Raw genomic sequence first — 25,193 nt, 5'->3', positions numbered from 1 at the left:
GCGTCATCCCGCCAGGCAGGACGGTGCGCAAGGGGTGTCTGACACCTGCGCGAGGAAGCGCAAGGCCGCCGCCCGCCGACGCGTCAAGAACCCGGAACCATCCGCCCTCGGTCACATACCTGAAATATTCTGGCCATACTATCGCAATGTTCGCGCCGCACGGCGCTCACCGCCCCGATTCCACGCCGCCATGTCCAGCACCATTCTCGTCGTCGAAGACGAACCCGCCATCCAGGAACTGATCGCCGTCAATCTGTCGTTCGCCGGCCATAAAGTCTTGCGTGCCTTCGACGCCGAGCAGGCGCAGACGCTCATCCGCGCCGAGCTGCCCGACCTGATCCTGCTCGACTGGATGCTGCCCGGCACCTCCGGCCTGACGCTGGCCCGCAAGCTGCGCGACGACGAGCGCACGCGCGCCGTGCCGGTCATCATGCTGACCGCCAAGGGCGCCGAACAGGACAAGGTCGACGGCCTGGAAGCCGGCGCCGACGACTACATCACCAAGCCGTTCTCGCCCAAGGAGCTGATGGCGCGCATCAAGGCGGTGCTGCGCCGCCGCGCGCCCCAACTGACCGACGACATCATCGATGTCAGCGGCCTGAAGCTCGACCCGGTCACCCACCGCCTGTCCGGCAACGACCAGGCGCTGTCGATCGGCCCGACCGAGTTCCGCCTGCTGCATTTCTTCATGACCCATCCGGAGCGTGTGTTCTCGCGCTCGCAATTGCTCGACCAGGTCTGGGGCGATCACGTATTCGTCGAGGAACGCACCGTCGACGTGCACATCCGCCGCCTGCGCAAGGCCCTGGAACCCACCGGCCACGATGCCCACGTGGAAACCGTGCGGGGCAGCGGCTACCGGTTTACCGCACAGCTGCCGACACGGTAAAACATCGCCACGATGATCTGGCTGCGCACTTTCTTCCTGGTCGCCCTGTGGGCGATCATGGCCCTGCTTGCCCAATGGCTGGTCGGCGATCCGGCCGGCTGGGTGGTGTTCTGCGCGGCCCTGCTGGTGATGCTGTTCTGGCGCAGCTGGCGGCTGCGCGCGGTGTCGCACTGGGCCCATCACCCCGAGACCTCGCCGCCCGCCTCGGTGGGCCCCTGGGACGACATCCTGGCGCCCTTGTACCGCTACACGCGGGCCCGCGCGCGCGAGCTGGCCGAAACGCGCGGCACCATGCAGGGCATGCTGGCCGCCGCGCAGGCGCTGCCCGACGGCGTGGTGACGCTCAACGAGGATTTCCAGATCGAGTGGTGCAACCGCATGGCGCGCCATCACCTGGGGCTGAGCCTGCCGGCCGACCGCGGCCACAACCTGCTGAACCTGCTGCGCGCCCCGGAATTCGTCGCCTATGCGCATCGCGACGACTGGCCCGAGCCCATCCTGGTGCGCCTGGCGCACGGCGGCCAGGAGCGCGTCATGATGATGCACCTGGCGGCCTACGCCAGCAATCGCCGGCTGCTGATCTCGCGCGATGTCACGCAGATCGAAAAGCTCGAGACCACGCGCCGGGATTTCGTGGCCAACGTCTCGCACGAGCTGCGCACGCCGCTGACCGTGCTGGCCGGCTTTCTGGAGACCCTGCGCGACATGCCGGCCGAGGCGCTCAGCGATGAACAGCGCGAGCAATACCTGACCATGATGCATGAGCAGGCGCAGCGCATGCAGGCCATTGTCGAAGACCTGCTGACGCTGTCGACGCTGGAATCGTCGCCCGGCTCGGACCCGCGCGCGGTCAACTTGCCGGCCCTGCTGCAGACCGCCCGCCAGCAGATCGAGGCGCTGTCGGCCGGGCGCCACGGCTTCACCTGGCACATCGACGAATCGCTCGACGTGCTGGGCGCCGAGACCGAGCTGGCATCGGCCGTGTCGAACCTGCTGACCAACGCCGTGCGCTATACCCCGGACGGCGGCTCGATCACCGTGCGCTGGCGCAGCGCGGCCGACGGCGGGGCCTGCTTCAGCGTGCAGGACACCGGCATCGGCATCGCCGCCCTGCACATCCCGCGCCTGACCGAGCGCTTCTACCGCGTCGACCGGGGCCGTTCGCGCGCCGCCGGCGGCACCGGCCTGGGCCTGGCCATCACCAAGCACATCGCCATCCGCCACGACGCCGAATTGCTGATCGCCAGCGAAGTGGGCAAGGGCAGCACCTTTTCGCTGCAGTTCCCGGCCGAACGCATCGTGTCCGCCTGATCGCCACACCGGCCGAATGGCCTCTGGCGGTCGGCGCGCCAAACTGCGCCACAATAGGGGCAGGCTTTTCTTCCACCCTTCCCCGTTGCAGCAGTCATGGCCCAAATCGTCCTGTTCGAGAATATCCATCCCAGCGCGCGCGAAGTCTTCGCGGCGGCCGGCTACACCGACATCGCCACGCATGCGTCCGCGCTGCCGCCGGCCGAGCTGCGCGAGGCCCTGCGCGGCGCGCAGGTGGCGGGGATCCGCTCGCGCACCCACCTGGATGCCGAGCTGCTGGGCGCCGCGCCCGACCTGCGCGTGGTGGGCTGCTTCTGCATCGGCACCAACCAGGTCGACCTCAACAACGCCATGCAGCGCGGCATTCCGGTGTTCAACGCGCCGTTCTCGAACACCCGCTCGGTGGCCGAGCTGGTGCTGGGCGAAACCATCCTGCTGCTGCGGCGCATCCCCGAGAAAAACGCGCGCGTGCACCTGGGCCACTGGGACAAGTCGGCCGCCGGCGCCTTCGAAACGCGCGGCAAGACGCTCGGCATCGTCGGCTACGGCAACATCGGCTCGCAGATCAGCACCCTGGCCGAGAGCATCGGCATGCGCGTGATCTTCCACGACGTCGAGGCCAAGCTGCCGCTGGGCAACGCCCGCGCGGCCGGCTCGCTGGCTGAACTGCTCGGCCAGGCCGACGTGGTCACGCTGCACGTGCCCGGCGGCAAGGGCACCGAGAACCTCATCGATGCCGCCGCCCTCAAGCAGATGAAGCGCGGCGCCATCCTCATCAATGCCTCGCGCGGCACGGTGGTCGACATCGCGGCGCTGCACGCGGCGCTGACGTCCGGCCACCTGGCCGGCGCCGCGCTGGATGTCTTCCCCACCGAGCCCAAGGGCGTCGACGAACCGCTGGCCAGCCCGCTGATCGGCCTGCCCAATGTGCTGCTCACGCCGCACATCGGCGGCAGCACGCAGGAATCGCAAGAGAACATCGGCCGCGAAGTGGCTGAGAAACTGGTGCGCTTCCTGCAGGCGGGCACCACCAAGAGCGCGGTCAACTTCCCCGAACTGCCCTACCTGGAACGCGCCGGCGCGGCCCGCATCCTGCACGTGCACCGCAACGCCCCCGGCGCGCTGGGCGCGCTCGACAACCTGCTGGCCGAGCAGGGCCTCAACATCGTCAGCCAGAGCCTGCAGACGCGCGGCCAGATCGGCTACGTGGTCACCGACGTGGACGGCGAAGTGAGCGACTCCGTGATGGCGGCGCTGCGCGGCCACCCGGTCACGGTGCGCTGCGACCTGCTGTAGGCGCCGCGGCGGCGCGCGCCAGGCAGTCGGCGAGACGCCCGGCCGGCGTGGCCGGGTCGTGCGGCAGGCGGGCCACCAGGCCGATCTCCCGGTCGAAGCCGGCCTCGCCCAGGTCGTACAGGCGCAGGCCGCGGGGATCGAGCTGCCGCGTGCGCGGCAGCAGCGCCACGCCGAGCCCGCGCCGCACCAGGTTGGCGATGGCGTCCATTTCGTCCAGCTCGACGGCCTCGCGCACCGCGATGCGCTGCTTCTTCAGGAACAGGTCCACCAGGCGCCCGCCGAACGAGGAACGGTCGTAGCGGATGAACGGCTGGCTGGCCAGCAGCTCGCGCCAGGGCTGCCGCGGCAGGCCGGCCGGCGCGGCCAGCACCACCGGCTCGCGCAGCAAGGGGCGCCATGCCAGTTCCGGCGGCAGCGCGAACGGCGGGCGGATCAGCACGGCCAAGTCGATCTCGCCGGCATCGACCTGGCCCAGCAGCGACAGCGACACGCCCGGCACGACGCGTACCCGCACATCGGGAAAGATCTCGCGGAAATCCGCCAGCGCGCCCACCAGCGCGTCCTGCTGCACCGAGGCGATCGCGCCGACCCGCAACAGCCCGCTGACGTGGCCGGCCCCGGCGGTGCTGACCATGCGCTCGGCCATGCCAACCAGTTCTTCGGCCTGCGGCAGCATTTCGCGGCCGGCCGCGTTCAGCGCCGCCGACTTGCCGGTGCGCTCGAACAGTTCGACGCCCAGGTAGTCTTCCAGCCGGCGCATCTGTGCGCTGACGGCCGACTGGGTCAGCCCCAGCTGGCGGCCCGCGCCGGTGAAGGTGCCGTCGCGCGCGACCGCGATGAAGGTCTTGAATTCGCGTATCACAATCGATTTTTTCGATGCTCAGGGCAAAAAAATATCGTTTTTCGATCAAAAAAACAATCACTAGAATGATAAGCAAGCAGGCCCCGCCCCCGGCGGAGCCGGACGTTTTGTTTTACTCTTGCCGAATCCGGAGCATTCCATGACCGCACAAGCCACCCTGCCCCCTTTCCACCTGGCCTTCCCCGTCCGCGACCTGGCCGAGGCCCGCAAGTTCTACGGCGAACTGCTGGGCTGTCCCGAGGGCCGCAGCTCCGATGAATGGGTCGATTTCAATTTCTACGGCCACCAGATCGTCGCCCACCTGTCGCCCGATGAGTGCGGCCACAAGTCCACCAGTTCGGTCGACTCCCACGACGTGCCGGTGCGCCACTTCGGCGCCGTCCTGCCCATGCAGGACTGGGAAGCGCTGGCCAGCAAGCTGACCGAGGCGGGCACCAAGTTCGTCATCGAGCCGTACGTCCGCTTCAAGGGCGAAGTCGGCGAGCAGGCCACCATGTTCTTCCTGGATCCGTCGGGCAACGCGCTGGAATTCAAGTCGTTCAAGAACCTGGATTCCCTGTTCGCCAAGTAAGCCACGGAGGCTGCCGCGCCGTTGAACGATACCGCCACCCGCGCCACGGTCGCCTGGCGCATCCAGCCGCAAGGCGACCGCTGCCTGCTCGTCTACTTCGGCGACGGCATCGACATCCACACCGGCCGCCTGTGCCTGGCCGCGGCGCGCCTGCTGCGCGAGGCGCGGCTGCCCGGCGTGACCGACGTGGTGCCCTCGTTCGTGGCGGTGGCGGTGCACTACCGGCCCGATGGCCGGGATGGCCCGCGCTATGCGCAGCGGGTCGAGCAGATCGAGCAGATCCTGGCGCGCGGCGTCGCGCCTGACGCCCTGGCCGGGCGCGAAGTCGAGATCCCGGTGTGCTATGGCGGCGACCACGGTCCCGACCTGGAAGACGTGGCACGCCATGCCGGCGTTTCGACCCAGGAAGTCGTGGCCCTGCATGGGCAGCCCGGCAACCTGGTGTTCATGCTGGGCTTCGCGCCCGGCGCCGCCTACCTGGGCGTGCACGACGAACGCCTGAACATTCCGCGCCGCGCTTCGCCGCGCACCGCCGTGCCGGCCGGCTCGGTGGCGGTCGCCAACCGCCAGAGCATGATCTATCCCAGCCAGTCGCCGGGCGGCTGGAACATCATCGGCGCCACGCCGCTGGTGATGTTCGACCCGGCGCGCCAGCCGGCCGCCCTGCTGCAGCCGGGCGACCGGGTGCGCTTCGTGCCGATCGACGCCGACGAGTTCCGCCGGCAGCGCGAGGCCGCGCGATGAGCCTGACCGTCCTCAAGCCCGGCCTGCTGTCGACCTTCCAGGACAGCGGCCGCATCGGCAGCCAGCACCTGGGCGTGCCTGTCTGCGGCGCCATGGACGAACGGGCCCACCGCCTGGCCAACCTGCTGGCCGGCAACCAGGCCGACCACGCCACGCTCGAGATCACCCTGGCCGGACCGACGCTGCGCTTCGAGGCGCCGGCCTGTTTCGCCATTGCCGGGGCCGACCTGGGCGCCACCCTGAACGACGCCGCGGCGCCGTGCCATCGCCCGCTGGTGGCGCGCGCCGGCGACGTGCTGGCGTTCGGCGCGGCCCCGCCCGAGGCCGGCTTGCGCGCATATCTGGCGGTGCATGGCGGCTACGCGCTCGCGCCCGTCATGGGCAGCGCCAGCACGTATCTGCGCGGCGGCTTCGGCGGCCACGCCGGGCGCGCGCTGGCCAGGGGCGACTCGATCGGGCTGCGCGCGCCCCTGCCCGGCGATCCGGCCGCGCTGGCGCGCCTGGCCGAGGCACTGTGGCAGGTGCGCGCCTACCTGCCCGCCAGCCTGGCCGGCCGCGCGCGCGCCAATCTGCGGGTGCTGCCGGGCGTACACTGGGAAGAATTCGACGCAGCTTCGCGCCATGCCCTGCTGCATGCGGAGTTCCGCATCAGCGCCCAATCCGACCGCATGGGCTACCGCCTGGACGGCCCGCCCCTGGCCATGACGACGCCGCGCCAGATCCTCTCCGAGGCGGCCAGCTACGGCACGGTGCAGGTGCCGGCCGGCGGCGAGGCCATCGTGCTGATGGCGGATCGCCAGACCACCGGCGGGTATCCCAAGATCGCCCAGGTGATCACCGTCGATCTGCCCGCGCTGGCGCAGCGCCGGCCCGGCCAGACGGTGCGCTTCGCCCCGGTCGGCCTGGACGAGGCGCAGCGGCTCGATGCCGAACGCGAAGAAGCATTCATACAACTGCAGGGCGCGCTGCATCCCTTGCGCGCGCTGCTGCCTGCCGGAGGAAACCCGCCGTGAGTACCGCCATCGATCTCAATTGCGACATGGGCGAAAGCTATGGCGCCTGGCAGATGGGCAACGACGCGGCCGTGCTGCAGTTCGTCAGCTCGGCCAACGTGGCCTGCGGCTTCCATGGCGGCGATCCGTCGACGATGCGCCAGACCGTCGCGGCGGCGCTGGCGCGCGGCGTGGCGGTGGGCGCGCATCCCAGCCTGCCCGACCTGGTCGGCTTCGGGCGGCGCCCCATGCAGATCACGCCGCAGGAAGCCTATGACATGGTGGTCTACCAGGTCGGCGCGCTGGCGGCCGTGGCCGCCGCGCAGGGCGCCCGCCTGCACCACGTCAAGGCGCACGGCGCCCTGTACAACATGGCCGCCAAGGACGCCGCCCTGGCGCAGGCCATCTGCCGCGCCGTGCGCGACGTGGACGGCAGCCTGGTGCTGTACGGGCTGGCCGGCAGCCAGTTGGTGGCCGCCGCGCAGGAACTGGGCCTGCGCGGCGCCCATGAAGTGTTCGCCGACCGTTCCTACCAGGACGACGGCTCGCTGACGCCGCGCAGCCAGCCCGGCGCCATGATCGAGGACCTCGACGCCGCGGTGGCGCAGGTGCTGGGCATGGTGCGCGACGGCATGGTGCGCTCGGTCAATGGCCGCGCGGTGCCGGTGCGCGCCGATACCCTGTGCATCCACGGCGACCAGCCCAACGCGCTGGTGTTCGCGCAGGGCCTGCGCGACGCGCTGCGCGACGCCGGCATCGCCGTGCGCGCGCCCTGACGCGCGCCGCGCGGCCCGCCGCTACGCCGCCAGCGCGCGCATTTCCGCGTACAGGTCGGCCTTGCCCTCGAAGCCGATGCCCGGCAGTTCCGGCAGGGTCACGATGCTGTCGCGCACCTGCACGCCGTCCGGAAAGCCGCCATAGGGCTGGAACAGGTCGGGATACGATTCGTTGCCGCCCAATCCCAGCCCGGCCGCGATGGCCAGCGACATCTGGTGGCCGCCGTGCGGGATGCAGCGGCTGGCGGACCAGCCGTATTGCTCGAGCATGTCCAGGGTGCGCAGGTACTCGACCAGCCCGTAGCTCAGCGCGCAGTCGAACTGCAGCCAGTCGCGGTCGGGCCGCATGCCGCCGTAGCGGATCAGGTTGCGCGCGTCCTGCATGGAGAACAGGTTTTCGCCGGTGGCCATCGGGCCGGCATAGTGATCGGCCAGCTCGGCCTGCAGGGCATAGTCGAGCGGATCGCCCGCTTCCTCATACCAGAACAGGTCGTATTGCGACAGCGCCTTGGCGTACGCAATGGCCGTCGGCAGGTCGAAGCGGCCGTTGGCGTCGACCGCCAGGCGCTGGCCCGGCCCCAGCAGCTTCAGCACGGCCTCGATGCGCGCGCAATCCTCGGCCAGCGAGGCGCCGCCGATCTTCTTCTTGACCACGGAATAGCCGCGGTCCAGGTAGCTCTGCATCTCGCGGCGCAGGCCGTCCAGCCCCTGTCCCGGCCAGTAATAGCCGCCGGCGGCATAGACGAACACCTCGCGCCTGGCCTGGCCGTCGCCATAGCGCTCGGCCAGCAGCTGGTACAGCGGCTTGCCCTCGATCTTGGCCACCGCGTCCCATACCGCCATGTCGATGGTGCCGACCGCGACGGAGCGTTCGCCGTGGCCGCCGGGCTTCTCATTGGTCATCATGGCGGCCCAGATCTTGTGCGGGTCGAGGTTGTCGCGCGCGTCGTCGCGCAGGCTGGCGGGATCGGCGGCCAGCACGCGCGGCGCGAAGCGCTCGCGGATCAGCCCGCCCTGCCCATAGCGGCCGTTCGAATTGAAGCCGTAGCCCACCACCGGCTTGCCATCGCGCACCACGTCGGTCACCACCGCCACCAGGCTCAGGGTCATCTTGGAAAAATCGATGTAGGCGTTGCGGATGTTGGACTGTATGGGGCGCGTCGATTCGCGGATGTCGACGATTTGCATGGCGGGTCTCCGGCAAGGGGATGATGCGGCGTATTATCGGAGCCGTGCGGCGGGCTTGCCCAATGCCGTTTTTTTCTGCCTTCATGCTTTCCCGGCATCGCCCATGAACCTGTCCTGGCTGGAAGACTTCCTGGCGCTGGCCGCCAGCGGCAATTTCTCGCGCGCGGCGCAAGAGCGCCACATGACCCAGCCGGCCTTCAGCCGCCGCATCCGCGCGCTGGAGTCCTGGCTGGACGTGACGCTGTTCGACCGCGCTACCCACCCGGTCACGCTGACCGAAACCGGCGAATGGTTCCGCGCCACGGCGCAGGAAATCCTCGCGCGCGTGGCGCGCGTGCCCGACGAGGCGCGCGCCGTGGCGCAGGCCGGCGCGGCGACGCTGCGCTTCGCCGCCACCCACGCGCTGTCGCTGACCTTCCTGCCACAGTGGCTGCGTGGCCTGGAATCGCGCGTGCCGGTCGGCCCCATCCAACTGGTCTCGGACATGCTGCAGCAGTGCGAGGCCTGGATGCAGCAGGGCCGGGTGCAGTTCCTGCTGTGCCACACCCATCCCCAGGCGCCGGGCCGCCTGGATACGTCCGCCTACCGTTCGCTGCGGGTCGGCGCCGAGACGCTGGTGCCGGTATGCGCGCCGGACCGCGCGGGCCGGCCGCGCCACGCCGTCGGCGGCGGCGCGCGCAAGGCCGTGCCCATGCTGGCCTACAGCGCCGAGTCCGGCCTGGGCCGCCTGGTGAGCGCCTTGCTGGGGCCGGCCCTGCAGCGCACCCGGGTCGAGCCGGTGTTCACGGCGCACCTGGCGGCGGTGCTCAAGAGTATGGCGCTGGACGGGCGCGGCGTGGCCTGGCTGCCGCACAGCATGGTGGATGCCGAACTGCGCGAGCGGCGGCTGGTCGAGGCGGGCGACGCGGCCTGGCGGCTGCAGGCCGAGATCCGCCTGTTCCGCGCCACCGCCGCGCAGACGCCGGCGGCCGAGGCCTTCTGGGACGCGGCGGCGGCCGCCCACCCCGGCTAGCAGGAACTATTCTTCCAGGGCGCGTCTAACCTGCAAAAGAACAAGACGCACCTTTCATGGACCTGAATTGGCAACGGCAACTGGGCGACAGCCTGCTCTGGCTGCTTTACGCCTGGGCCATCGCCGGCGCCGGCGCCATCGCGGTGGCCTGGGCCCTGGTCCGCGGCACGCGCTGGGGCCGGCAATTCTGGCGCCTGGCCTGGCCCTACCTGACGCCGCGGCGCGCCTGGCGGCCGCTTGCCAGCCTGGCGCTGCAACTGCTGCTGGCCCTGTGGTCGGTGCGCATGACCGTGCTGTTCTCGTACTGGTACAAGGGGTTCTACAACGCGCTGCAAGCGCTGAACGCGCGCGCGTTCTGGACGATGCTGGCCGTGTTCGGCGTACTGGCGACGGTGCACGTGCTGCGCGCGCTGCTGGACTACTACGTCGGCCAGTCGTTCGAGATCGGCTGGCGCAGCTGGCTGAATGAAGCCCTGACGCACGACTGGCTGGCCGGCAGCGCCTATTACCGCGGCCAGTTTCTGGACTCGCCGGTCGACAACCCCGACCAGCGCATCGAGCTGGATATCGCCGCCTTTGTCAGCGGCTCGCGCACGCTGGCGTTGGGCGCGGTCGGCGCGCTGGTGTCGCTGGTGGAGTTCACGCTCATCCTGTGGGACCTGTCGGGCCCGCTGCAACTGGGCGGGCTGCAGTTGCCACGCGCCATGGTGCTGCTGGTCTACCTGTATGTGATCCTGGCCACGCTGCTGGCGTTCAAGATAGGCCGGCCGCTGATCCGCCTGAATTTCCTGGGCGAGCAACTGGCCGCCAATTTCCGCTACGCGCTGGTGCGGCTGCGCGAGAATGCCGAGAACATCGCTTTCTACAGAGGCGCGGAGGTCGAACGCCGGACCCTGCGCGCGCGCTTCGCGGCGTATATCGCCAACTTGTGGGCGCTGGTGCGCCGCACGCTGAAGTTCAGCGGCCTGAACCTGGCCATCAGCCAGGTGGCGGTGGTGTTCCCGTTCATGCTGCAGGCGCCGCGCTTTTTCAGTGGCGCCATCAAGCTGGGCGACGTCATGCAGACGTCCCAGGCATTCGGCCAGGTACAGGACGCGCTGTCGTTCTTCCGCATGTCGTATGACAGCTTTGCGCAATACCGCGCCACGCTGGCGCGGCTGGACGGTTTCCAGGACGCCAACCGGCAGGCCCGCGCCCTGCCCCGCGTCGAGACCGGCGACTGCCGGCATGGCTTGCGCATCGATGCGCTGGATGTGCGCTATCCGGACGGCCGCCCGCTGCTCGCCGGGCTGCAACTGCGGCTGGCGCCCGGCCAGGCGCTGCTGGTCAAAGGCCCCTCGGGCAGCGGCAAGACCACGCTGCTGCGCGCCGTGGCGGGCCTGTGGCCATACGCGAGCGGACAGGTGTGGCGGCCCCTCGGCGCACGCGCGCTGTTCCTGTCGCAGCGCCCCTACCTGCCGCTGGGCGACCTGCGCACCGCGGTAGCCTATCCGGCCGCGGCCACCGCCGCGGACGATGCGCGCATCGCCGGGATCCTGCGGCGCGTCAACCTGGGCCACCTGTGCGCCATGCTGGACCAGGCGGCGGACTGGACGCGCGTGCTGTCGCTGGGCGAGCAGCAGCGCCTGGCATTCGCGCGCGTGCTGTTCAATCGCCCGGCCATCGTGTTCCTGGACGAGGCCACGTCGGCCACCGACGACGACCTGGAACACGCGCTCTACAGCCTGCTGCGCGGCGCGCTGCCGGACTGCACGGTGGTCAGCGTGGGGCACCGCAATACCCTGGACGCGTTTCACGACCAGGTCTTGCGGCTGGACGGCCGCGGAGGATGGATTCAGCGCCCGGCGGGGTCCAGCGGCACGCCCGGCGACGATGCCGAGCGCGTGCCGGGCAGCGGCGTACAGCTGGCGGGATGATACGTGTGCACCAGCGACAGCTTGACGCGGTCGCTGCTGTTCTGGCGCGCGGCGTGCAGCGTGCGGCAGTGGAAGAACACCACGTCGCCCGGCTGCAGTTCAGGGCACACCGCGCGCTCGATCCAGGCGTGGTTCTCAGCCAGTTCCGGCCGGAAGAATTTCTTGTCGTCGAACCGCCCGGCCGGGAACGAGGCAGCGTGCGAGCCGGGCAGGAAGAACAGGCCGCCGTTGTCGGCGGTTTCGTTGCCCAGCGCCAGCCAGGTCGACACCAGGTCGGACGCGCTGAACGACCAGTAGCGGATGTCCTGGTGCCAGCCCGTCAGGCTGCCGTAGGCCGGATGCTTGGTCATCACGCAGTTGTGGTGCACGGTGGACAGCACCGGCGTGTCATTGAAGTAGGCCCGCAGCCATGCGGCGACGGCCGGCGTGGTGGCCCACTGGCGGAACAGCGGCCCGCGCCCGTAGGCGCCCAGCAGCCGGCGCACGGTGGCGCCGCCCTGCGCCTGGCGCGAGGCCGGCGCGCCGGGATACTGCAGGTCGGCCTCGTACTCGAGCGGGCCGACGGCCTGCGCCAGCTGGCGCTCGGCCTCGCCGCGCAACGCGGCCACCACATCCGGCGCGGCGAACTGCCGCGCCACCACGAAACCCTGCTGGCGCAATATCGCCACCTGATCGGCGATGGTCGACACGAATGCTTCCTCCGAGGTCAGTCGCCGCGCGGCTCGCCGGCGCCTTCCAGGCGGGCGGCGTCGCGCTCGCGCTCGACGTTGCGCACCCATTCGCGCCACACTGCCACCAGCAGCGCCATCAGCACCGGGCCGACGAACAGCCCGACGATGCCCATCGTCTTGACGCCGCCGATCAGGCCGAAGAAAGTGGGCAGGAACGGCAGCTTGACCGGCCCGCCCACCAGGCGCGGACGCAGCGTCTTGTCGACGATGAACAATTCGATGGTACCCCAGGCGAACAGCGCCAGGCCGGCCGCCAGGTGGCCGGACCCGACCAGGTACAGCGACACCAGCGTGAACGACAGCGGCGCGCCGCCGGGGATCAGCGCCATGAAGCCGGTGACCACGCCCAGCAGCACGGGCGACGGCACGCCGGCCACCCAGTACGCCAGGCCCAGCACCACGCCCTCGCCCACGGCGATCAGGCTCATGCCGGTGACCGTGGACCCGACCGTGGCCGGCACCACGCGCGAAAAGCGCAGCCAGCGCGAGGGCAGGATGCGTTCGCCCAGCACGTCGAGCTGCGCGATCATGCGGTCGCCGTCCTTGTAGACGAAGAACAGGGTGATCAGCATGAACACCACGTTCAGCAGCAGCTGGAACGCGTTGCCGGTGGCCGACAGGACCATGCGGTAGATGTTGCCCAGGTGTTCGCCGCTGACCATCTCGACCAGGGCCCCCAGCGCATGCGGCTCGCCCAGGTAAGTCTGCCAATAGACCGACAGCCGCGGGCCGATCACCGGCAGGGAGGAAATCCAGCCAGGCACCGCCACGCCATGGCGGTTGGCGGCCAGCGCCCAGGCGAAGAAGTTGCTGGCTTCCTGCACGGCGTACGACAGCGCCAGCGTCAGGGGGATGATCAGCACCAGGATGACGCCGATCAGGGCCAGCGTGGCGGCCGGCACGGTCCGCCCGCCGCAGCGTTCGACCAGCCGCCGGTAAAGCGGCCAGGTGGCCAGCCCGATGATCAGCGCCGCCAGGGCCGGGACCAGGAAACCGCTCAGGAAATAGGCGCCCGCCAACAGCACCAGCAAAAGTAGCCAGCGGGCGATCAGGTACGCGGGTAGGACGGGCTGCTGCATGGGCGGGCGATGGCTGGGGGTGGAAGCGACGCCCAAATATACAGTACCAGTCCGCCCGCCATCGGCGGGGCGGACCGCCCCGGCGGGCGCGGCCAGACCGGGCGGCCGCGGGGCCGGTTCCGCCGGCCCGCCAGCGTCGTCCCTGGGGGCAGCACGCAGCGCCCCGGGGGGCGTCAGAGGACGTATTCGGCTTCCACCGCCACGCCGCGCCGGGTGGCTTTTTCGGCGGCCGGCGTCAGCTCGGCTTTCTCGATGCCATAGCAGCCTTCGGTGCCGTCGCCGCCGCTGAGCAGCGGGCAGCGCGCGAACAGCTCGGCCACCCAGTCGGAGAACACCCGCACTTTGGGCGACAGCTGGCGGCTTTGCGGATACAGCAGCGAGATCGGCAGCGGGCGCGGCTTCCATTGCGGCAGCACCTCGATCAGCTCGCCCGCCTGCAGGTGCGGCAGGGCCATGAAGCGCGCGGTCTGCACCAGCCCGAAGCCCTGCAGGGCGCAGGCCAGGTGGGCGCTCCAGTCGTTGACCGAGACGCAGCCGGGCACGTCCACTTCGCGCGTCTTGCCGTCGATGACGAAATCCCAGTTGCAGTTGCGCCCGGAGCGGCTCGAAAAATAATGGACCGCGTAATGGCTCTTCAGGTCTTCGAGCGTGTGCGGCATGCCGTGGCGTTCGAGATACGACGGCGCCGCGCAGGTCAGGCTCTGGAAGGTGCCGATGCGGCGCGCCACCAGGCTGGAATCTTCGAGCTCGCCGCCGCGGATCACGCAGTCGACGGCCTCCTGCACCATGTCGACCCGCCGGTCGCCCATGCCGATGACCAGTTCCACGTCGGGATAGTGAGTGTGGAATTCACACAACGACGGGATCAGGATGAGGCGGCCGATGCTGGCCGGCACGTCGATGCGCAGCTTGCCCTTGGGCCGCAGGGCGGCTTCCTGGAAGCAGGCCTCGGTTTCCTCGACCTCGGCCAGGATGCGGGTGCTGTGTTCATAGTAGGCCGCGCCATCCGGCGTCAGGCTGATGCGGCGCGTGGTGCGGTTGAGCAGGCGCACGCCGAGGCGGCGCTCCAGATTCTGAATGGCAGTCGTGACAGTGGTGCGGGACAACGCCAGGCTGTCGGCCGCGCGGGTAAAGCTATTGGCGTCGACAACGCGCACGAAGACCTGCATGGCTTGAAAGCGGTCCATGGTCGTGTCCTGGATGGTGAAGTGCGTCAGCATACCGCGCTTTGTGCCGATATTGTTCGTTCATGGCGAACAGTGTTGACGCCCCGGCGATGTTTATCCCCCACCACAAAACATTCAGAATGCAATCGTCTTGGATCGACCGATAGCCTGAGGCCAACGCAAACGCGCTGGCCATAGCCCGCAGGGGCCCCCTCCCCCGCCCGCCTGCCCCGGTCATTCGTCCCCTATTCTGCTCAAGGAAACACCATGATTGTTTCGCGCCAACGCATTGTATTGCTGGCGGTTTTCGCGACCCTGATCGCCGCCGGCGGCGGCTATACCCTGTTGCGCGGCCCGGCCGGTACCGGCACGGCCCAGGCCCAGGCCGCCCCGCCGGCGCCTTCGGTGGACGTGGCGCCCGCCCTGGGCAAGACCATTATCGACTGGCAGGACTATTCCGGCCGCCTGGAGGCCATCGACCGGGTCGATATCCGGCCGCTGGTGTCGGGCACCCTGACCGCCGTGCATTTCCAGGACGGCAGCCTGGTCAAGAAGGGCGACCCGCTGTTCACCATCGACCCGCGCCCCTACGCGGCCGAAGTGGCCCGCGCCGAGGCGCAGCTGGCGGCGACCCGCGCGCGGGTGGCCTTCACCGCCTCGGAACTGGCGCGCGGCAAGCGCCTGCTGGCCGAGAACGCCATCGCCCGGCGCGATTTCGAATCCAAGCGCAATGACGCGCGCGAAGCGGCCGCCAACCTGCAGGCCGCCGAGGCCGCGCTGGAGGCCGCCCGCCTGAACCTCGGCTACACCAATATCGTGGCGCCCGTGTCCGGCCGGGTATCGCGCGCCGAGGTGACCGTCGGCAACGTGGTGGCGGCCGGCGCCAGTTCGGTGCCGCTGACCACGCTGGTGTCGGTGTCGCGCATGTACGCGGCCTTCGACGTCGACGAAGAAGCCTACCTGAAGTATGTCAGCCCGGCCCGCGGCGGCGCCGCGCAGGTGCCGGTGCAACTGGGCCTGTCCAACGAGGCCGGCTATTCGCGCCAGGGCGTGGTGTATTCGGTGGACAACCGCATCGATACCGCCTCGGGCACCATCCGCGTGCGCGCGGTGTTCGACAACGCCGACGGCCTGCTGGTGCCGGGCATGTACGCCCGCATCCGCCTGGGCGGCACCGAGCCGCGCGAGGCCGTGCTGGTCGAGGAGCGCGCCATCGGCACCGACCAGGACAAGCGCTTCGTGCTGGTGGTGGACGAAGCCAACCGCACCGCCTACCGGCAGGTCTCGCTGGGGGCCAGCCAGGGCAAGCTGCGCGTCATCACCAGCGGCCTGCAGGCCGGCGAACGCATCGTCGTCAACGGGCTGCAGCGCGTGCGCCCGGGCGAGACGGTGGCCCCCAACCTGGTCTCCATGGACACGCCCCCGGCCGCTGTCCAGACCGCCGCGGCCAGCCTGAAGCAAGTCACCGGACACAAGCATGAATATCTCCAAATTCTTCATCGATCGGCCGATCTTCGCGGGCGTGCTGTCGGTGGTGGTGCTGCTGGCGGGCCTGCTGGCCATGTTCCAGCTGCCCATCTCCGAGTACCCCGAGGTCGTGCCGCCCTCGGTGGTGGTGCGGGCCCAGTATCCCGGCGCCAACCCGAAAGTCATCGCCGCCACCGTCGCCTCGCCGCTGGAAGAATCCATCAACGGCGTGGAAGACATGCTGTACATGCAGTCGCAGGCCAACAGCGACGGCAACCTGGCGGTGACGGTGTACTTCAAGCTCGGCGTGGACCCGGACAAGGCCCAGCAATTGGTGCAGAACCGCGTGTCGCAGGCGCTGCCGCGCCTGCCGCCGGACGTGCAGCGCCTGGGCGTGACCACCACCAAGAGCTCGCCCACCCTGACCCTGGTGGTGCACCTGATCTCGCCGGACGACCGCTACGACATCACCTACCTGCGCAACTACGCGGTCCTGAACATCAAGGACCGCCTGTCGCGCATCAGCGGCGTGGGCGAAGTGCAGATCTGGGGCTCGGGCAGCTACTCGATGCGGGTCTGGCTCGACCCGCAGAAGGTCGCCCAGCGCGGCCTGACCGCCATGGACGTGGTCAACGCCATCCGCGAACAGAACGTGCAGGTGGCGGCGGGCGTGATCGGCGCCTCGCCCACCCAGGGCGACGTGCCCATGCAATTCTCGGTCAATGCGCAGGGCCGGCTGCAGGATGAGCGGGAGTTCGGCAACATCATCCTGAAGTCCTCGCCCGACGGCGCCGTGACGCGCCTGTCGGACGTGGCCCGCATCGAGCTGGGCGCGCAGGAATACGGCCTGCGCTCGCTGCTGAACAACAAGCCGGCCATCGGCATGGGCATCATGCAGTCGCCCGGCGCCAACGCGCTGGACGTATCGGCCCAGGTGCGCGAAGTGATGCAGGAACTGTCGGCCGATTTCCCGCCGTCGGTGGAATACCGCATCGAGTACGACCCCACGCAGTTCGTGCGGGCCAGCATCAAGGCGGTGATCTCGACCCTGCTGGAAGCCATCGCGCTGGTGGTGCTGGTGGTGATCGTGTTCCTGCAGACCTGGCGGGCTTCCATCATCCCGCTGCTGGCGGTGCCGGTGTCGATCGTGGGCACCTTCTCGCTGCTGCTGCTGTTCGGCTATTCGATCAACGCGCTGTCGCTGTTCGGCATGGTGCTGGCCATCGGCATCGTGGTGGACGACGCGATCGTGGTGGTGGAAAACGTCGAGCGCAACATCGCCGCCGGATTGACGCCGCGCGAGGCCACCTACCGCGCCATGCGCGAGGTCAGCGGGCCCATCATCGCCATCGCGCTGACGCTGTGCGCGGTGTTCGTGCCGCTGGCGTTCATGACCGGCCTGTCGGGACAGTTCTACAAGCAGTTCGCCATGACCATCGCCATCTCGACGGTGATCTCGGCGTTCAATTCGCTGACCTTGTCGCCGGCGCTGTCGGCCCTGCTGCTCAAGGGCCACCACGACAAGCCCGACTGGCTGACGCGCGCCATGAACCGGGTGTTCGGCCGGTTCTTCAACTGGTTCAATGATTTCTTCGGACGCTCGTCGGATGCGTACGCCACCGGCGTGACCGGCGTCATCCGCCGCAAGGCCGGCGCCATGGGCGTGTACGCGCTGCTGCTGGCGGCCACGGTGGGCATCTCGTACATCGTGCCCGGCGGCTTCGTGCCGGCGCAGGACAAGCAGTACCTGATCGGGTTCGCGCAGCTGCCCAACGGCGCCTCGCTGGACCGCACCGAGGACGTGATCCGCCGCATGTCGGACATCGCCCTGAAAGAGCCCGGCGTGGAAAGCGCCATCGCCTTCCCCGGCCTGTCGATCAACGGCTTCACCAACAGCTCCAGCGCCGGCATCGTGTTCGTGACGCTCAAGCCGTTCGCCGAGCGCCATGGCGCCGAGCTGTCGGGCGACGCCATCACCGGCAGCCTGAATGCCAAGTTCGCCGGCATCAAGGACGCGTTCATCGCGGTATTCCCGCCCCCGCCGGTGATGGGGCTGGGCACCATGGGCGGCTTCAAGCTGCAGATCGAGGACCGCGCCGCGCTGGGCTACGCCGAGCTGGACAAGGCCACCCAGGCCTTCCTGGCCAAGGCGCGCCAGACGCCCGAACTGGGGCCGACGTTCTCGAACTACCAGATCAACGTGCCGCAGCTGGACGTCGACCTGGACCGGGTCAAGGCCAAGCAGCTGGGCGTGCCGGTCACCGACGTGTTCGATACGCTGCAGATCTACCTGGGCTCGATGTACGTGAACGACTTCAACCGCTTCGGCCGTGTGTTCCAGGTGCGGGCCCAGGCCGACGCGCCGTACCGCTCGCATCCGGACGACATCCTGCAGTTGAAGACGCGCAACCTGGACGGCCAGATGGTGCCGCTGTCGGCCCTGGTCGACGTCAAGCAGACCTACGGCCCGGAAATGGTGGTGCGCTACAACGGCTTCACCGCCGCCGACATCAACGGCGGCCCGGCGCCCGGGTATTCGTCGGACCAGGCGCAGGACGCGGCCGAGCGCATCGCCGCCGAAACGCTGCCGCGCGGCATCAAGTTCGAGTGGACCGACCTGACCTACCAGCAGATCCTGGCGGGCAACGCCGGCATCTGGGTGTTCCCCATCAGCGTGCTGCTGGTGTTCCTGGTGCTGGCCGCGCTGTACGAAAGCCTGACGCTGCCGCTGGCGGTCATCCTGATCGTGCCGATGAGCATCCTGGCGGCGCTGACCGGCGTGTGGCTGACCGGCGGCGACAACAACATCTTCACGCAGATCGGCCTGATGGTGCTGGTGGGGCTGTCGGCCAAGAACGCCATCCTGATCGTGGAGTTCGCGCGCGAGCTGGAAATGCAGGGCAGCACGCCGCTGCAGGCCGCCATCGAGGCCAGCCGCCTGCGCCTGCGTCCCATCCTGATGACCTCGATCGCGTTCATCATGGGCGTGGTGCCGCTGGTGCTGTCCTCCGGCGCCGGCTCCGAAATGCGGCACGCCATGGGCGTGGCGGTGTTCTTCGGCATGCTGGGCGTGACCCTGTTCGGCCTGTTCCTGACGCCGGTGTTCTATGTGCTGTTGCGCTCCCTGGGCGCGCGCAAGCTGCATTCGGCCGCCCCGCACGAGGCGCCGGTGACCGCGCCGCACGCCAGCCATTGAAGAGAAAGATTGATCATGAAGCACTCAACGACTCGTGTCCCCGCCCTGCTGGCCATGCTGCTGGTGCTGGCCGGCTGCGCGGTGGGACCCGAATACCAGCGGCCCGACGTCGCCATCCCGGCCGCCTACAAAGAAGCCCAGGCGCAACCCGCCCTGGCCCCGCACGAAGCCGGCAGCTGGCAAGCCGCCCAACCCGCCGAGCAGGCCCTGCGCGGCGAATGGTGGAAGCTGTTCGGCGACGCCACCCTTGACGCGCTGGAAGCCGAGGCTCAGCAGGCCAACCAGAACCTGCAGGCCGCCGCCGCCCGCCTGAAGCAGGCCCGGGCGCTGCTGGGCGCCGCGCGCTCGGACCAGTTCCCCACCCTGGACGCGGGCTTCGGCCCCACGCGCCAGCGCCCCTCGCCGGCTTCGCAGGGCCTGGCGGCGGACGCCTCGACCGACCCGTCGACGCTGTGGCGCGCCCAGGCGGGCGTGTCCTACGAGGTGGACCTGTTCGGCCGGGTGGCCTCCAATGTGGATGCCGCCACCGCCGACGCGCAGCAGAGCGAGGCCTTGTACCGCTCGGTGCTGCTGGCCCTGCAGGCCGACGTGGCGTCGGCCTACTTCCAGGTGCGCGAGCTGGACGCCGGCCTGCAGTTGTACCGGCAGACGGTCAAGCTGCGCGAGGACACGCTGCAGCTGATCCAGCGCCGCTACGACGCCGGCGACATCAGCGAACTGGACCTGGCGCGCGCCCGCTCGGAACTGGAATCGGCGCGCTCGGAAGCGCTGGGCTTCGAACGCCGCCGCGCCAATGCCGAACACGCGCTGGCCGTGCTGCTGGGCAAGGCGCCGTCGGAGTTCTCGCTGCCGTCGCAGCCCCTGACGCGGATTTCCATCAACGTGCCGGCGGGCTTGCCGTCCACCCTGCTGGAGCGCCGCCCCGACATCGCCGCGGCCGAACGCGCCATGGCGGCCGCCAATGCGCGCATCGGCGTGGCCAAGTCGGCGTTCTTCCCGAGCCTGAACATCACCGGCGCGGCCGGCTTCGAATCGGCGGAACTGGGCGACCTGTTCGAATGGTCCAGCCGCACCTTCCTGCTGGGACCGCTGGTGGGGGCCGCCTTGTCGCTGCCGATCTTCGACGGCGGCCGCCGCCAGGCCGGCCTGGACCGCGCCCGCGCACAATACGAGGAGGACGTCGCCAATTACCGCCAGACGATCCTGACCGCCTTCCGCGAGGTGGAGGACAACCTGGCCAACCTGCGCATCCTGTCCACCCAGACCGAGGTGCACGACGCGGCGCTGCAGGCCTCGCAGCGCGCGGCGCGCATTTCGCTGACGCAATACCGCGAAGGCTCGAGCTACCTGGACGTGATCGAAGCCGATCGTACGGTGCTGGCGCAGCAGCGCGTGGCCGTGCAGCTGGACGGCGAACGGGCGCGCTCGGCGGTCAACCTGATCCGCGCGCTGGGCGGCGGCTGGGATACGCCGCTGCCGCCAGCCCTGGCGCAGCGCTAGGCGGCGGGGCGGGGCAGGCCCTCGCCCCGCCAGCCGGGAGTCGGCCATAATGTGGCGTCATGCCCGCCTCTTTCCCTTCCGATGCGCCTGCCAGTGCGGCCCCGCCAAGCCGGGTTCGGCTGTTCTTCGCACTATGGCCTGGGCCCGCACTGGCCGCCACGCTGGCGGATTGGGCCGCACAAGCCCAGGCCGCCTGCGGCGGGCGCGTCATGCGGCCCGACACCTTGCACCTGACCTTGGCGTTTTTGGGCGCGGTCGACGCTGAGCGCGTGCCCGCGCTGGTCGCCGGTACGGCCCGGCAGCGCGCCACGCCCGGCAGCATCACCCTGGACCGCTACGGCGCCTTCGCGCGCCAGGGCATCGTCTGGGCCGGCCCGCCCGAGGTCGGCGCGACGCTGCGGCGCACCTACGACGAGCTGTGGGACTGGCTCGAGCCGCTGGGCTGGCGCCGCCCGGCGCAGCCCTTCCGCCCGCACGTCACCCTGCTGCGCCGCGCCGCCAGCCTGGACTGGCCGGCCCAGGCGCCACCGCCGGTGGAATGGCGCTACGGCCGCTACCTGCTGATGGAATCGCGCCCCCAGCAAGGCACGGCGCGCTACCGCATGCTGGCCAGCTCGGCAACCTGAGCGCGGCCCCGCGGCGCATGGCAAAATCGGGGCCCCGCCCCCGCCGCACGCGCACCATGCTCATCCTGCTAGACCAAGACGGCGTCCTGGCCGATTTCGAACACGCCTTCCTGGCCGCCTGGCGCCAGCGGCACCCCGACATCGAACCGGTCGCCTATGAGCAGCGCCAGTCGTTCCGCATCCTGGAAGACTATCCGCCCGAACTGCGCGCCCGCGCCGAAGCCATCTATACGGCGCCCGGGTTCATCCGCGACCTGCCGCCGGTCGCCGGCGCGATCGAGGCCTACCGCGAACTGACGGCGCTGGGCATGGACGTGCGCATCTGCTCGTCGCCGCTGCACCAGTTCGAGAACTGCGTGGCCGAGAAGTACCTGTGGGTGGAGCGCCACCTGGGCCGGGCCGCCACCGAACGCCTGATCCTGACCCGCGACAAGACCCTGGTGCGCGGCGACCTGCTGATCGACGACAAGCCGCGCATCACCGGCGCGGTGCGCCCCAGTTGGCGCCACATCATCTACGACGCGCCCTACAACCGCCAGGAAACCGACCGGCCGCGCCTGACCTGGGCCAACTGGCGCAACGTGCTGGCCGGCGAACTCTACAGCGCGGACCGCTAGCGGCCCGGCGCCGGCGCAATGCGGCGCCGCAGCGTGACACAGCCGTGGATTTCTGTATTCTGAATACAGAAATCCACAGGTCCCGCCATGATCAAGCCCTTGCCTCCCGCCAGCGACCTGGCCCACACCGTCTACACGCAATTGCGCGAAGCCGTCATCGGCGGGCAACTGGCGCCCGGCCTGCGGCTGGGCCAGGAAGAGCTCGCCGCGCGCTTCGGGATCTCGCGCCAACCGGTGCTGCAGGCGCTGGCCCACCTGGAGCGCGATGGACTGGCCATACGCGCCGACGGCCGCGGCACCCTGCAGGTCGCGCCGCTCGATCCGCAGTTGGTGGCCGAGTTCTATCAGCTGCGCGCCGAAGTCGACGCCCTGGCGGCGCGGCTGGCCGCCCGGCGCGTGGCGGCCGGCGCCGCGCCGCCGCTGCCCGCCGCGCTGGTCGAGCGCGGCCTGGCGGCCCTGCGGCGCGGCCACATGCAGGCCCTGATCGCCGCCGATACGCGGCTGCACCACGCCATCTACGACGCCTCGGGCAACCGGCTGCTGGCCTCGGTGATGCAGCCGCAATGGGGCCACCTGGAACGCGTGATGTGCGCGGTTTCCGAGCCGGCCAGCGCGCGCGCCGGCCTGTGGGACGAGCACATGGCCATCGTGGCCGCGATCAACGCCGGCGACGACGAGCGCGCCGCCGCCTTGTCGCGCGAGCATGCCGAACGCGCCGCGGCGGGACTGATCCCGCGCCTGCGCGACACCCCGCGCGCCTGAGGCGCGATTTTCCCTACACCGGCGCGCGACGCCGGAAGCACCAGAGCCGGCCGCAGCCGGCCCCACCCGGAGACGACGATGCAACTCAGCCAAGCGCAACGCGATCAATTCGACCGGGACGGGTATCTGTTCTTCCCCGCCCTGTTTTCCCCGCAGGAAATCGCCACCCTCACCGAGGAAGTGCCGCGCCTTTACGCGCAGGACCGCCCCGAGAACGTGCGCGAAAAGCACGGCGGCGCGGTGCGCACCAACTTCGCGGCGCACCTGTACAGCGCGCCGTTCGCGCGGCTGGCCCGGCATCCGCGCATGGTGCGCCCGGTCGAACAGTTGTTCGGCGAGCCCGTGTACATGCACCAGTTCAAGATCAACGGCAAGAACGCCTTCGACGGCGATGTCTGGCAATGGCACCAGGACTACGGCACCTGGCTGAACGACGACCTGATGCCCACCCCGCGCGCCATGAACGTGGCCATCTTCCTGGACGAGGTCAATGAGTACAACGGGCCGCTGATGTTCATCCCGGGCAGCCACCGGCTGGGCGTGCTCGAGGCCGGCCACGACACCACCACTACCAGCTATCCGCTCTGGACCATCAACAACGACAACATCCGCACCATGGTGGACAAGGCCGGGGGCCGCGCCGGCGGCATCGTGGCGCCCAAGGGGCCGGCCGGGTCGATGCTGCTGTTCCATTCCTGCCTGGTGCATGCGTCGTCGTCCAACCTCAGCCCCTGGAACCGCGTCAGCGTCTATCTGAGCCTGTGCGCGGTGTCGAACCATATCCGGCGCTTCAAGCGCGTGGAATGGATCGCGCACCGGGATTTCACGCCGATCGAGTGCCTGCCCGACGACTGCCTGCAAAAGGACTATGCTGTGGAACTGCCATGGAAAAATGGCACGCCGGCCGAGGCGGCACGGACCTCGCTCGAACGCCTGGAGGAGACCGCACAATGAACCTGCACCGCCTGCTCAAGCAGCGCCAGGCCGACCACAAGCCACTGCGGGTGGCCCTGATCGGCGCCGGCAAGTTCGGTTCCATGTTCCTCAGCCAGGCGCGCCGCACGCCCGGCATCCAGCTGGTGGCGGTGGCCGACTTGCGGCCGGACCGCGCCCGCGCGGCGCTCACCCGGGTGGGATGGCCGGCCGACGCGCTGCGCGCCGAGAGCCCGCACGACGCGGCGCGCTCCGGGCGGGTCTATTTCAGCGACGACGCCGCCGCGGTGATCGCCAGCCCGGAAGTCGAGATCGTCATCGACGCCACCGGGCAGGCGGCCGCCGGCATCGCCCATGTGCAGTCCTGCTGCCAGCACGGCAAGCACATCATCATGGTCAACGTCGAGGCCGACGCGCTGGCCGGCCCGCTGCTGGCGCGCCGCGCGCGCGAGGCCGGCATTGTCTATTCGCTGGCCTACGGGGACCAGCCCGCGCTGATCTGCGAGATGGTCGACTGGGCGCGCGCCAGCGGCTTCGAGGTCATCGCCGCCGGCAAGGGCACCAAGTACCTGCCGGAGTTTCACACGTCCACGCCGGACACGGTCTGGCCGTACTACGGGTTCACCGACGAGATGGTGGCGGCGGGCGATTTCAATGCGCAGATGTTCAACAGCTTCCTGGACGGCACCAAGAGCGCCATCGAGATGGCCGCGGTGGCCAATGCCACCGGCCTGTTGCCGGCGCCGTCGGGGCTGCATTTCCCGCCCTGCGGGGTGGACGACCTGGCGCGCGTGCTGCGCCCGCGCGAGGAAGGCGGCATGCTGCATCACCGCGGGCAGGTGGAAGTGATCTCGTCGCTGGAACGCGACGGCCGGCCGGTGTTCCGCGACTTGCGCTGGGGGGTGTACGTGACCCTGGCGGCGGACAGCGACTACGTGCGGCGCTGCTTCAAGGAATACGGCCTGATCACGGACCCGAGCGGCAACTATGCGGCCATGTACAAGCCGTATCACCTGATCGGGCTTGAGCTGGGCATCAGCGTGGCGAGCGTGGGCCTGCGGCACGAGCCCACCGGTTCGGCCTCGGGCTGGCACGGCGACGTGGTCGCCACCGCCAAGCGCGACCTTGCGCCGGGCGACGAGCTGGACGGCGAGGGCGGCTATACGGTGTACGGCAAGCTGATGCCGGCGCGCGATTCGGTGGCGGACGGCTATTTGCCGCTGGGGCTGGCGCACAAGGTCAAGCTGAAGAATCCGGTGCGGCAGTCGCAGCCGATCCGCTGGCACGACGTGGATTTCGACGAACGCGCCCCGGCGGTGCAGTTCCGGCGCGAGATGGAGCAGACTTTCGCTTGATTTGCCGGGGGAGCCCCGGGGGGGCTGTCGGTGAAGGGGTCTGGGGGCTTGCCCGAGGGGATTTCTGAGTTCTTGAGACGCCCGGGCGTGCCGGTGGGGCCCGGCCGGCCACGTCGCTCGGCTCGGGCGCGCCACCAGGCGCCCTCGGCCCCCTGCGGGGGCTGCCCTCGCTCCAACTGGCCGCCCAGGCCCCACCGGCACGCC

At 69.9% G+C, this 25,193-nt stretch carries 21 protein-coding genes and 1 pseudogene; 17 read left to right on the top strand and 5 right to left on the bottom strand.

All coding sequences use genetic code 11. The features are described from left to right. Positions 1-190 precede the first annotated feature (190 nt). From phoB to serA, 3 genes are all read left to right on the top strand, one after another. Positions 191-889, top strand: a complete 699-nt coding sequence (gene phoB, locus CAL24_RS02185) for a phosphate regulon transcriptional regulator PhoB (protein WP_028355125.1) — start codon at positions 191-193, stop codon at positions 887-889. A gap of 12 nt (positions 890-901) precedes the next feature. Then, positions 902-2,200, top strand: coding sequence for a phosphate regulon sensor histidine kinase PhoR (gene phoR / locus CAL24_RS02180; RefSeq protein ID WP_028355126.1), 1,299 nt, complete (start codon positions 902-904; stop codon positions 2,198-2,200). 96 nt (positions 2,201-2,296) lie between these two features. Further along, positions 2,297-3,496: a phosphoglycerate dehydrogenase gene (serA, locus tag CAL24_RS02175; protein WP_028355127.1), complete on the top strand. Its 1,200-nt coding sequence runs from the start codon at positions 2,297-2,299 to the stop codon at positions 3,494-3,496. Here serA and CAL24_RS02170 read toward each other — a convergent pair. Beyond that, complete coding sequence (locus tag CAL24_RS02170; RefSeq protein WP_094805614.1) at positions 3,471-4,358, bottom strand: LysR family transcriptional regulator; 888 nt, start codon at positions 4,356-4,358, stop codon at positions 3,471-3,473. The genes serA and CAL24_RS02170 overlap by 26 nt on opposite strands. Before the next feature lie 139 nt (positions 4,359-4,497). On the opposite strand from CAL24_RS02170, the gene CAL24_RS02165 reads away from it, so the two are divergent. From CAL24_RS02165 to CAL24_RS02150, 4 genes are read left to right on the top strand one after another with little or no spacing between them, the layout of a single operon-like run. Continuing rightward, the gene (locus CAL24_RS02165) at positions 4,498-4,929 is read left to right on the top strand and encodes a VOC family protein (protein WP_028355129.1); all 432 of its coding nucleotides are present in this window, start codon (positions 4,498-4,500) and stop codon (positions 4,927-4,929) included. 21 nt (positions 4,930-4,950) lie between these two features. Continuing rightward, positions 4,951-5,673: a 5-oxoprolinase subunit PxpB gene (gene pxpB, locus CAL24_RS02160; RefSeq protein ID WP_094805613.1), complete on the top strand. Its 723-nt coding sequence runs from the start codon at positions 4,951-4,953 to the stop codon at positions 5,671-5,673. Further along, complete coding sequence (locus CAL24_RS02155; RefSeq protein ID WP_028355131.1) at positions 5,670-6,686, top strand: biotin-dependent carboxyltransferase family protein; 1,017 nt, start codon at positions 5,670-5,672, stop codon at positions 6,684-6,686. Before pxpB ends, CAL24_RS02155 begins: the two co-directional genes overlap by 4 nt. Further along, positions 6,683-7,441, top strand: a complete 759-nt coding sequence (locus tag CAL24_RS02150) for a LamB/YcsF family protein (RefSeq protein ID WP_094805612.1) — start codon at positions 6,683-6,685, stop codon at positions 7,439-7,441. Before CAL24_RS02155 ends, CAL24_RS02150 begins: the two co-directional genes overlap by 4 nt. Positions 7,442-7,462: 21 nt before the next feature. On the opposite strand, the gene CAL24_RS02145 is transcribed toward CAL24_RS02150, so the two are convergent. Then, positions 7,463-8,629 carry a mandelate racemase/muconate lactonizing enzyme family protein gene (locus tag CAL24_RS02145; RefSeq protein ID WP_094805611.1) on the bottom strand — a complete coding sequence of 389 codons (1,167 nt, stop codon included), beginning with the start codon at positions 8,627-8,629 and terminating at the stop codon, positions 7,463-7,465. 103 nt (positions 8,630-8,732) lie between these two features. On the opposite strand from CAL24_RS02145, the gene CAL24_RS02140 reads away from it, so the two are divergent. Both CAL24_RS02140 and CAL24_RS02135 read left to right on the top strand, forming a co-directional pair. Further along, complete coding sequence (locus CAL24_RS02140; protein ID WP_094805610.1) at positions 8,733-9,641, top strand: LysR substrate-binding domain-containing protein; 909 nt, start codon at positions 8,733-8,735, stop codon at positions 9,639-9,641. Between the two features lie 56 nt (positions 9,642-9,697). Continuing rightward, a complete protein-coding gene (locus tag CAL24_RS02135) occupies positions 9,698-11,557 on the top strand; it encodes an ABC transporter ATP-binding protein/permease (protein WP_094805609.1) in 1,860 nt (619 codons plus the stop codon). Here CAL24_RS02135 and CAL24_RS02130 read toward each other — a convergent pair. From CAL24_RS02130 to CAL24_RS02120, 3 genes are all read right to left on the bottom strand, one after another. Further along, positions 11,476-12,246 carry a phytanoyl-CoA dioxygenase family protein gene (locus CAL24_RS02130; RefSeq protein ID WP_249278464.1) on the bottom strand — a complete coding sequence of 257 codons (771 nt, stop codon included), beginning with the start codon at positions 12,244-12,246 and terminating at the stop codon, positions 11,476-11,478. The two genes, CAL24_RS02135 and CAL24_RS02130, sit on opposite strands and share 82 nt — an antisense overlap. Positions 12,247-12,263: 17 nt before the next feature. Beyond that, entirely contained in the window at positions 12,264-13,367 is a 1,104-nt protein-coding gene (locus CAL24_RS02125) for an AI-2E family transporter (RefSeq protein WP_028355136.1), read from the bottom strand. Between the two features lie 173 nt (positions 13,368-13,540). Next, positions 13,541-14,554, bottom strand: a complete 1,014-nt coding sequence (locus tag CAL24_RS02120; RefSeq protein ID WP_094806475.1) for a LysR family transcriptional regulator — start codon at positions 14,552-14,554, stop codon at positions 13,541-13,543. Positions 14,555-14,800: 246 nt separating this feature from the next. Between CAL24_RS02120 and CAL24_RS02115 the strand changes: the two are divergent. From CAL24_RS02115 to CAL24_RS02080, 8 genes and pseudogenes are all read left to right on the top strand, one after another. Continuing rightward, positions 14,801-15,991 (top strand): annotated as a pseudogene (locus tag CAL24_RS02115) (efflux RND transporter periplasmic adaptor subunit); the annotation flags it as partial. Between the two features lie 19 nt (positions 15,992-16,010). Further along, positions 16,011-19,196: an efflux RND transporter permease subunit gene (locus CAL24_RS02110; RefSeq protein WP_028355139.1), complete on the top strand. Its 3,186-nt coding sequence runs from the start codon at positions 16,011-16,013 to the stop codon at positions 19,194-19,196. 15 nt (positions 19,197-19,211) lie between these two features. Further along, positions 19,212-20,696, top strand: coding sequence for an efflux transporter outer membrane subunit (locus CAL24_RS02105; RefSeq protein WP_094806474.1), 1,485 nt, complete (start codon positions 19,212-19,214; stop codon positions 20,694-20,696). 59 nt (positions 20,697-20,755) lie between these two features. Beyond that, positions 20,756-21,322, top strand: a complete 567-nt coding sequence (gene thpR, locus CAL24_RS02100) for an RNA 2',3'-cyclic phosphodiesterase (protein ID WP_028355141.1) — start codon at positions 20,756-20,758, stop codon at positions 21,320-21,322. 56 nt (positions 21,323-21,378) lie between these two features. Beyond that, entirely contained in the window at positions 21,379-21,939 is a 561-nt protein-coding gene (locus CAL24_RS02095; protein ID WP_028355142.1) for a 5'-3'-deoxyribonucleotidase, read from the top strand. Between the two features lie 87 nt (positions 21,940-22,026). Then, positions 22,027-22,701, top strand: coding sequence for a GntR family transcriptional regulator (locus tag CAL24_RS02090; RefSeq protein ID WP_038853753.1), 675 nt, complete (start codon positions 22,027-22,029; stop codon positions 22,699-22,701). A gap of 78 nt (positions 22,702-22,779) precedes the next feature. After that, on the top strand, positions 22,780-23,655 hold the full coding sequence (locus CAL24_RS02085; RefSeq protein WP_028355144.1) for a phytanoyl-CoA dioxygenase family protein: 876 nt from the start codon (positions 22,780-22,782) through the stop codon (positions 23,653-23,655). Continuing rightward, complete coding sequence (locus CAL24_RS02080; protein WP_028355145.1) at positions 23,652-24,989, top strand: NAD(P)H-dependent oxidoreductase; 1,338 nt, start codon at positions 23,652-23,654, stop codon at positions 24,987-24,989. The genes CAL24_RS02085 and CAL24_RS02080 overlap by 4 nt, the downstream gene beginning before the upstream one ends. The last annotated feature ends 204 nt before the right edge of the window (positions 24,990-25,193 follow it).

The sequence above is a fragment of the Bordetella genomosp. 2 genome, from assembly GCF_002261345.1.
Classification (GTDB): Bacteria; Pseudomonadota; Gammaproteobacteria; order Burkholderiales; family Burkholderiaceae_B; genus Bordetella_A.
Note: the sequence above shows the minus strand (reverse complement) of the source record. Positions and strands in the feature narration are given on the sequence as shown.

Coding starts and splice junctions, on each gene's coding strand:
- phoB (WP_028355125.1), top strand. CDS start 191: ATGTCCAGCACCATTCTCGTCGTCGAAGACGAACCCGCCATCCAGGAA.
- phoR (WP_028355126.1), top strand. CDS start 902: ATGATCTGGCTGCGCACTTTCTTCCTGGTCGCCCTGTGGGCGATCATG.
- serA (WP_028355127.1), top strand. CDS start 2,297: ATGGCCCAAATCGTCCTGTTCGAGAATATCCATCCCAGCGCGCGCGAA.
- CAL24_RS02165 (WP_028355129.1), top strand. CDS start 4,498: ATGACCGCACAAGCCACCCTGCCCCCTTTCCACCTGGCCTTCCCCGTC.
- CAL24_RS02155 (WP_028355131.1), top strand. CDS start 5,670: ATGAGCCTGACCGTCCTCAAGCCCGGCCTGCTGTCGACCTTCCAGGAC.
- CAL24_RS02145 (WP_094805611.1), bottom strand. CDS start 8,629: ATGCAAATCGTCGACATCCGCGAATCGACGCGCCCCATACAGTCCAAC.
- CAL24_RS02140 (WP_094805610.1), top strand. CDS start 8,733: ATGAACCTGTCCTGGCTGGAAGACTTCCTGGCGCTGGCCGCCAGCGGC.
- CAL24_RS02135 (WP_094805609.1), top strand. CDS start 9,698: ATGGACCTGAATTGGCAACGGCAACTGGGCGACAGCCTGCTCTGGCTG.
- CAL24_RS02125 (WP_028355136.1), bottom strand. CDS start 13,367: ATGCAGCAGCCCGTCCTACCCGCGTACCTGATCGCCCGCTGGCTACTT.
- CAL24_RS02120 (WP_094806475.1), bottom strand. CDS start 14,554: ATGGACCGCTTTCAAGCCATGCAGGTCTTCGTGCGCGTTGTCGACGCC.
- CAL24_RS02110 (WP_028355139.1), top strand. CDS start 16,011: ATGAATATCTCCAAATTCTTCATCGATCGGCCGATCTTCGCGGGCGTG.
- CAL24_RS02105 (WP_094806474.1), top strand. CDS start 19,212: ATGAAGCACTCAACGACTCGTGTCCCCGCCCTGCTGGCCATGCTGCTG.
- thpR (WP_028355141.1), top strand. CDS start 20,756: ATGCCCGCCTCTTTCCCTTCCGATGCGCCTGCCAGTGCGGCCCCGCCA.
- CAL24_RS02095 (WP_028355142.1), top strand. CDS start 21,379: ATGCTCATCCTGCTAGACCAAGACGGCGTCCTGGCCGATTTCGAACAC.
- CAL24_RS02090 (WP_038853753.1), top strand. CDS start 22,027: ATGATCAAGCCCTTGCCTCCCGCCAGCGACCTGGCCCACACCGTCTAC.
- CAL24_RS02085 (WP_028355144.1), top strand. CDS start 22,780: ATGCAACTCAGCCAAGCGCAACGCGATCAATTCGACCGGGACGGGTAT.
- CAL24_RS02080 (WP_028355145.1), top strand. CDS start 23,652: ATGAACCTGCACCGCCTGCTCAAGCAGCGCCAGGCCGACCACAAGCCA.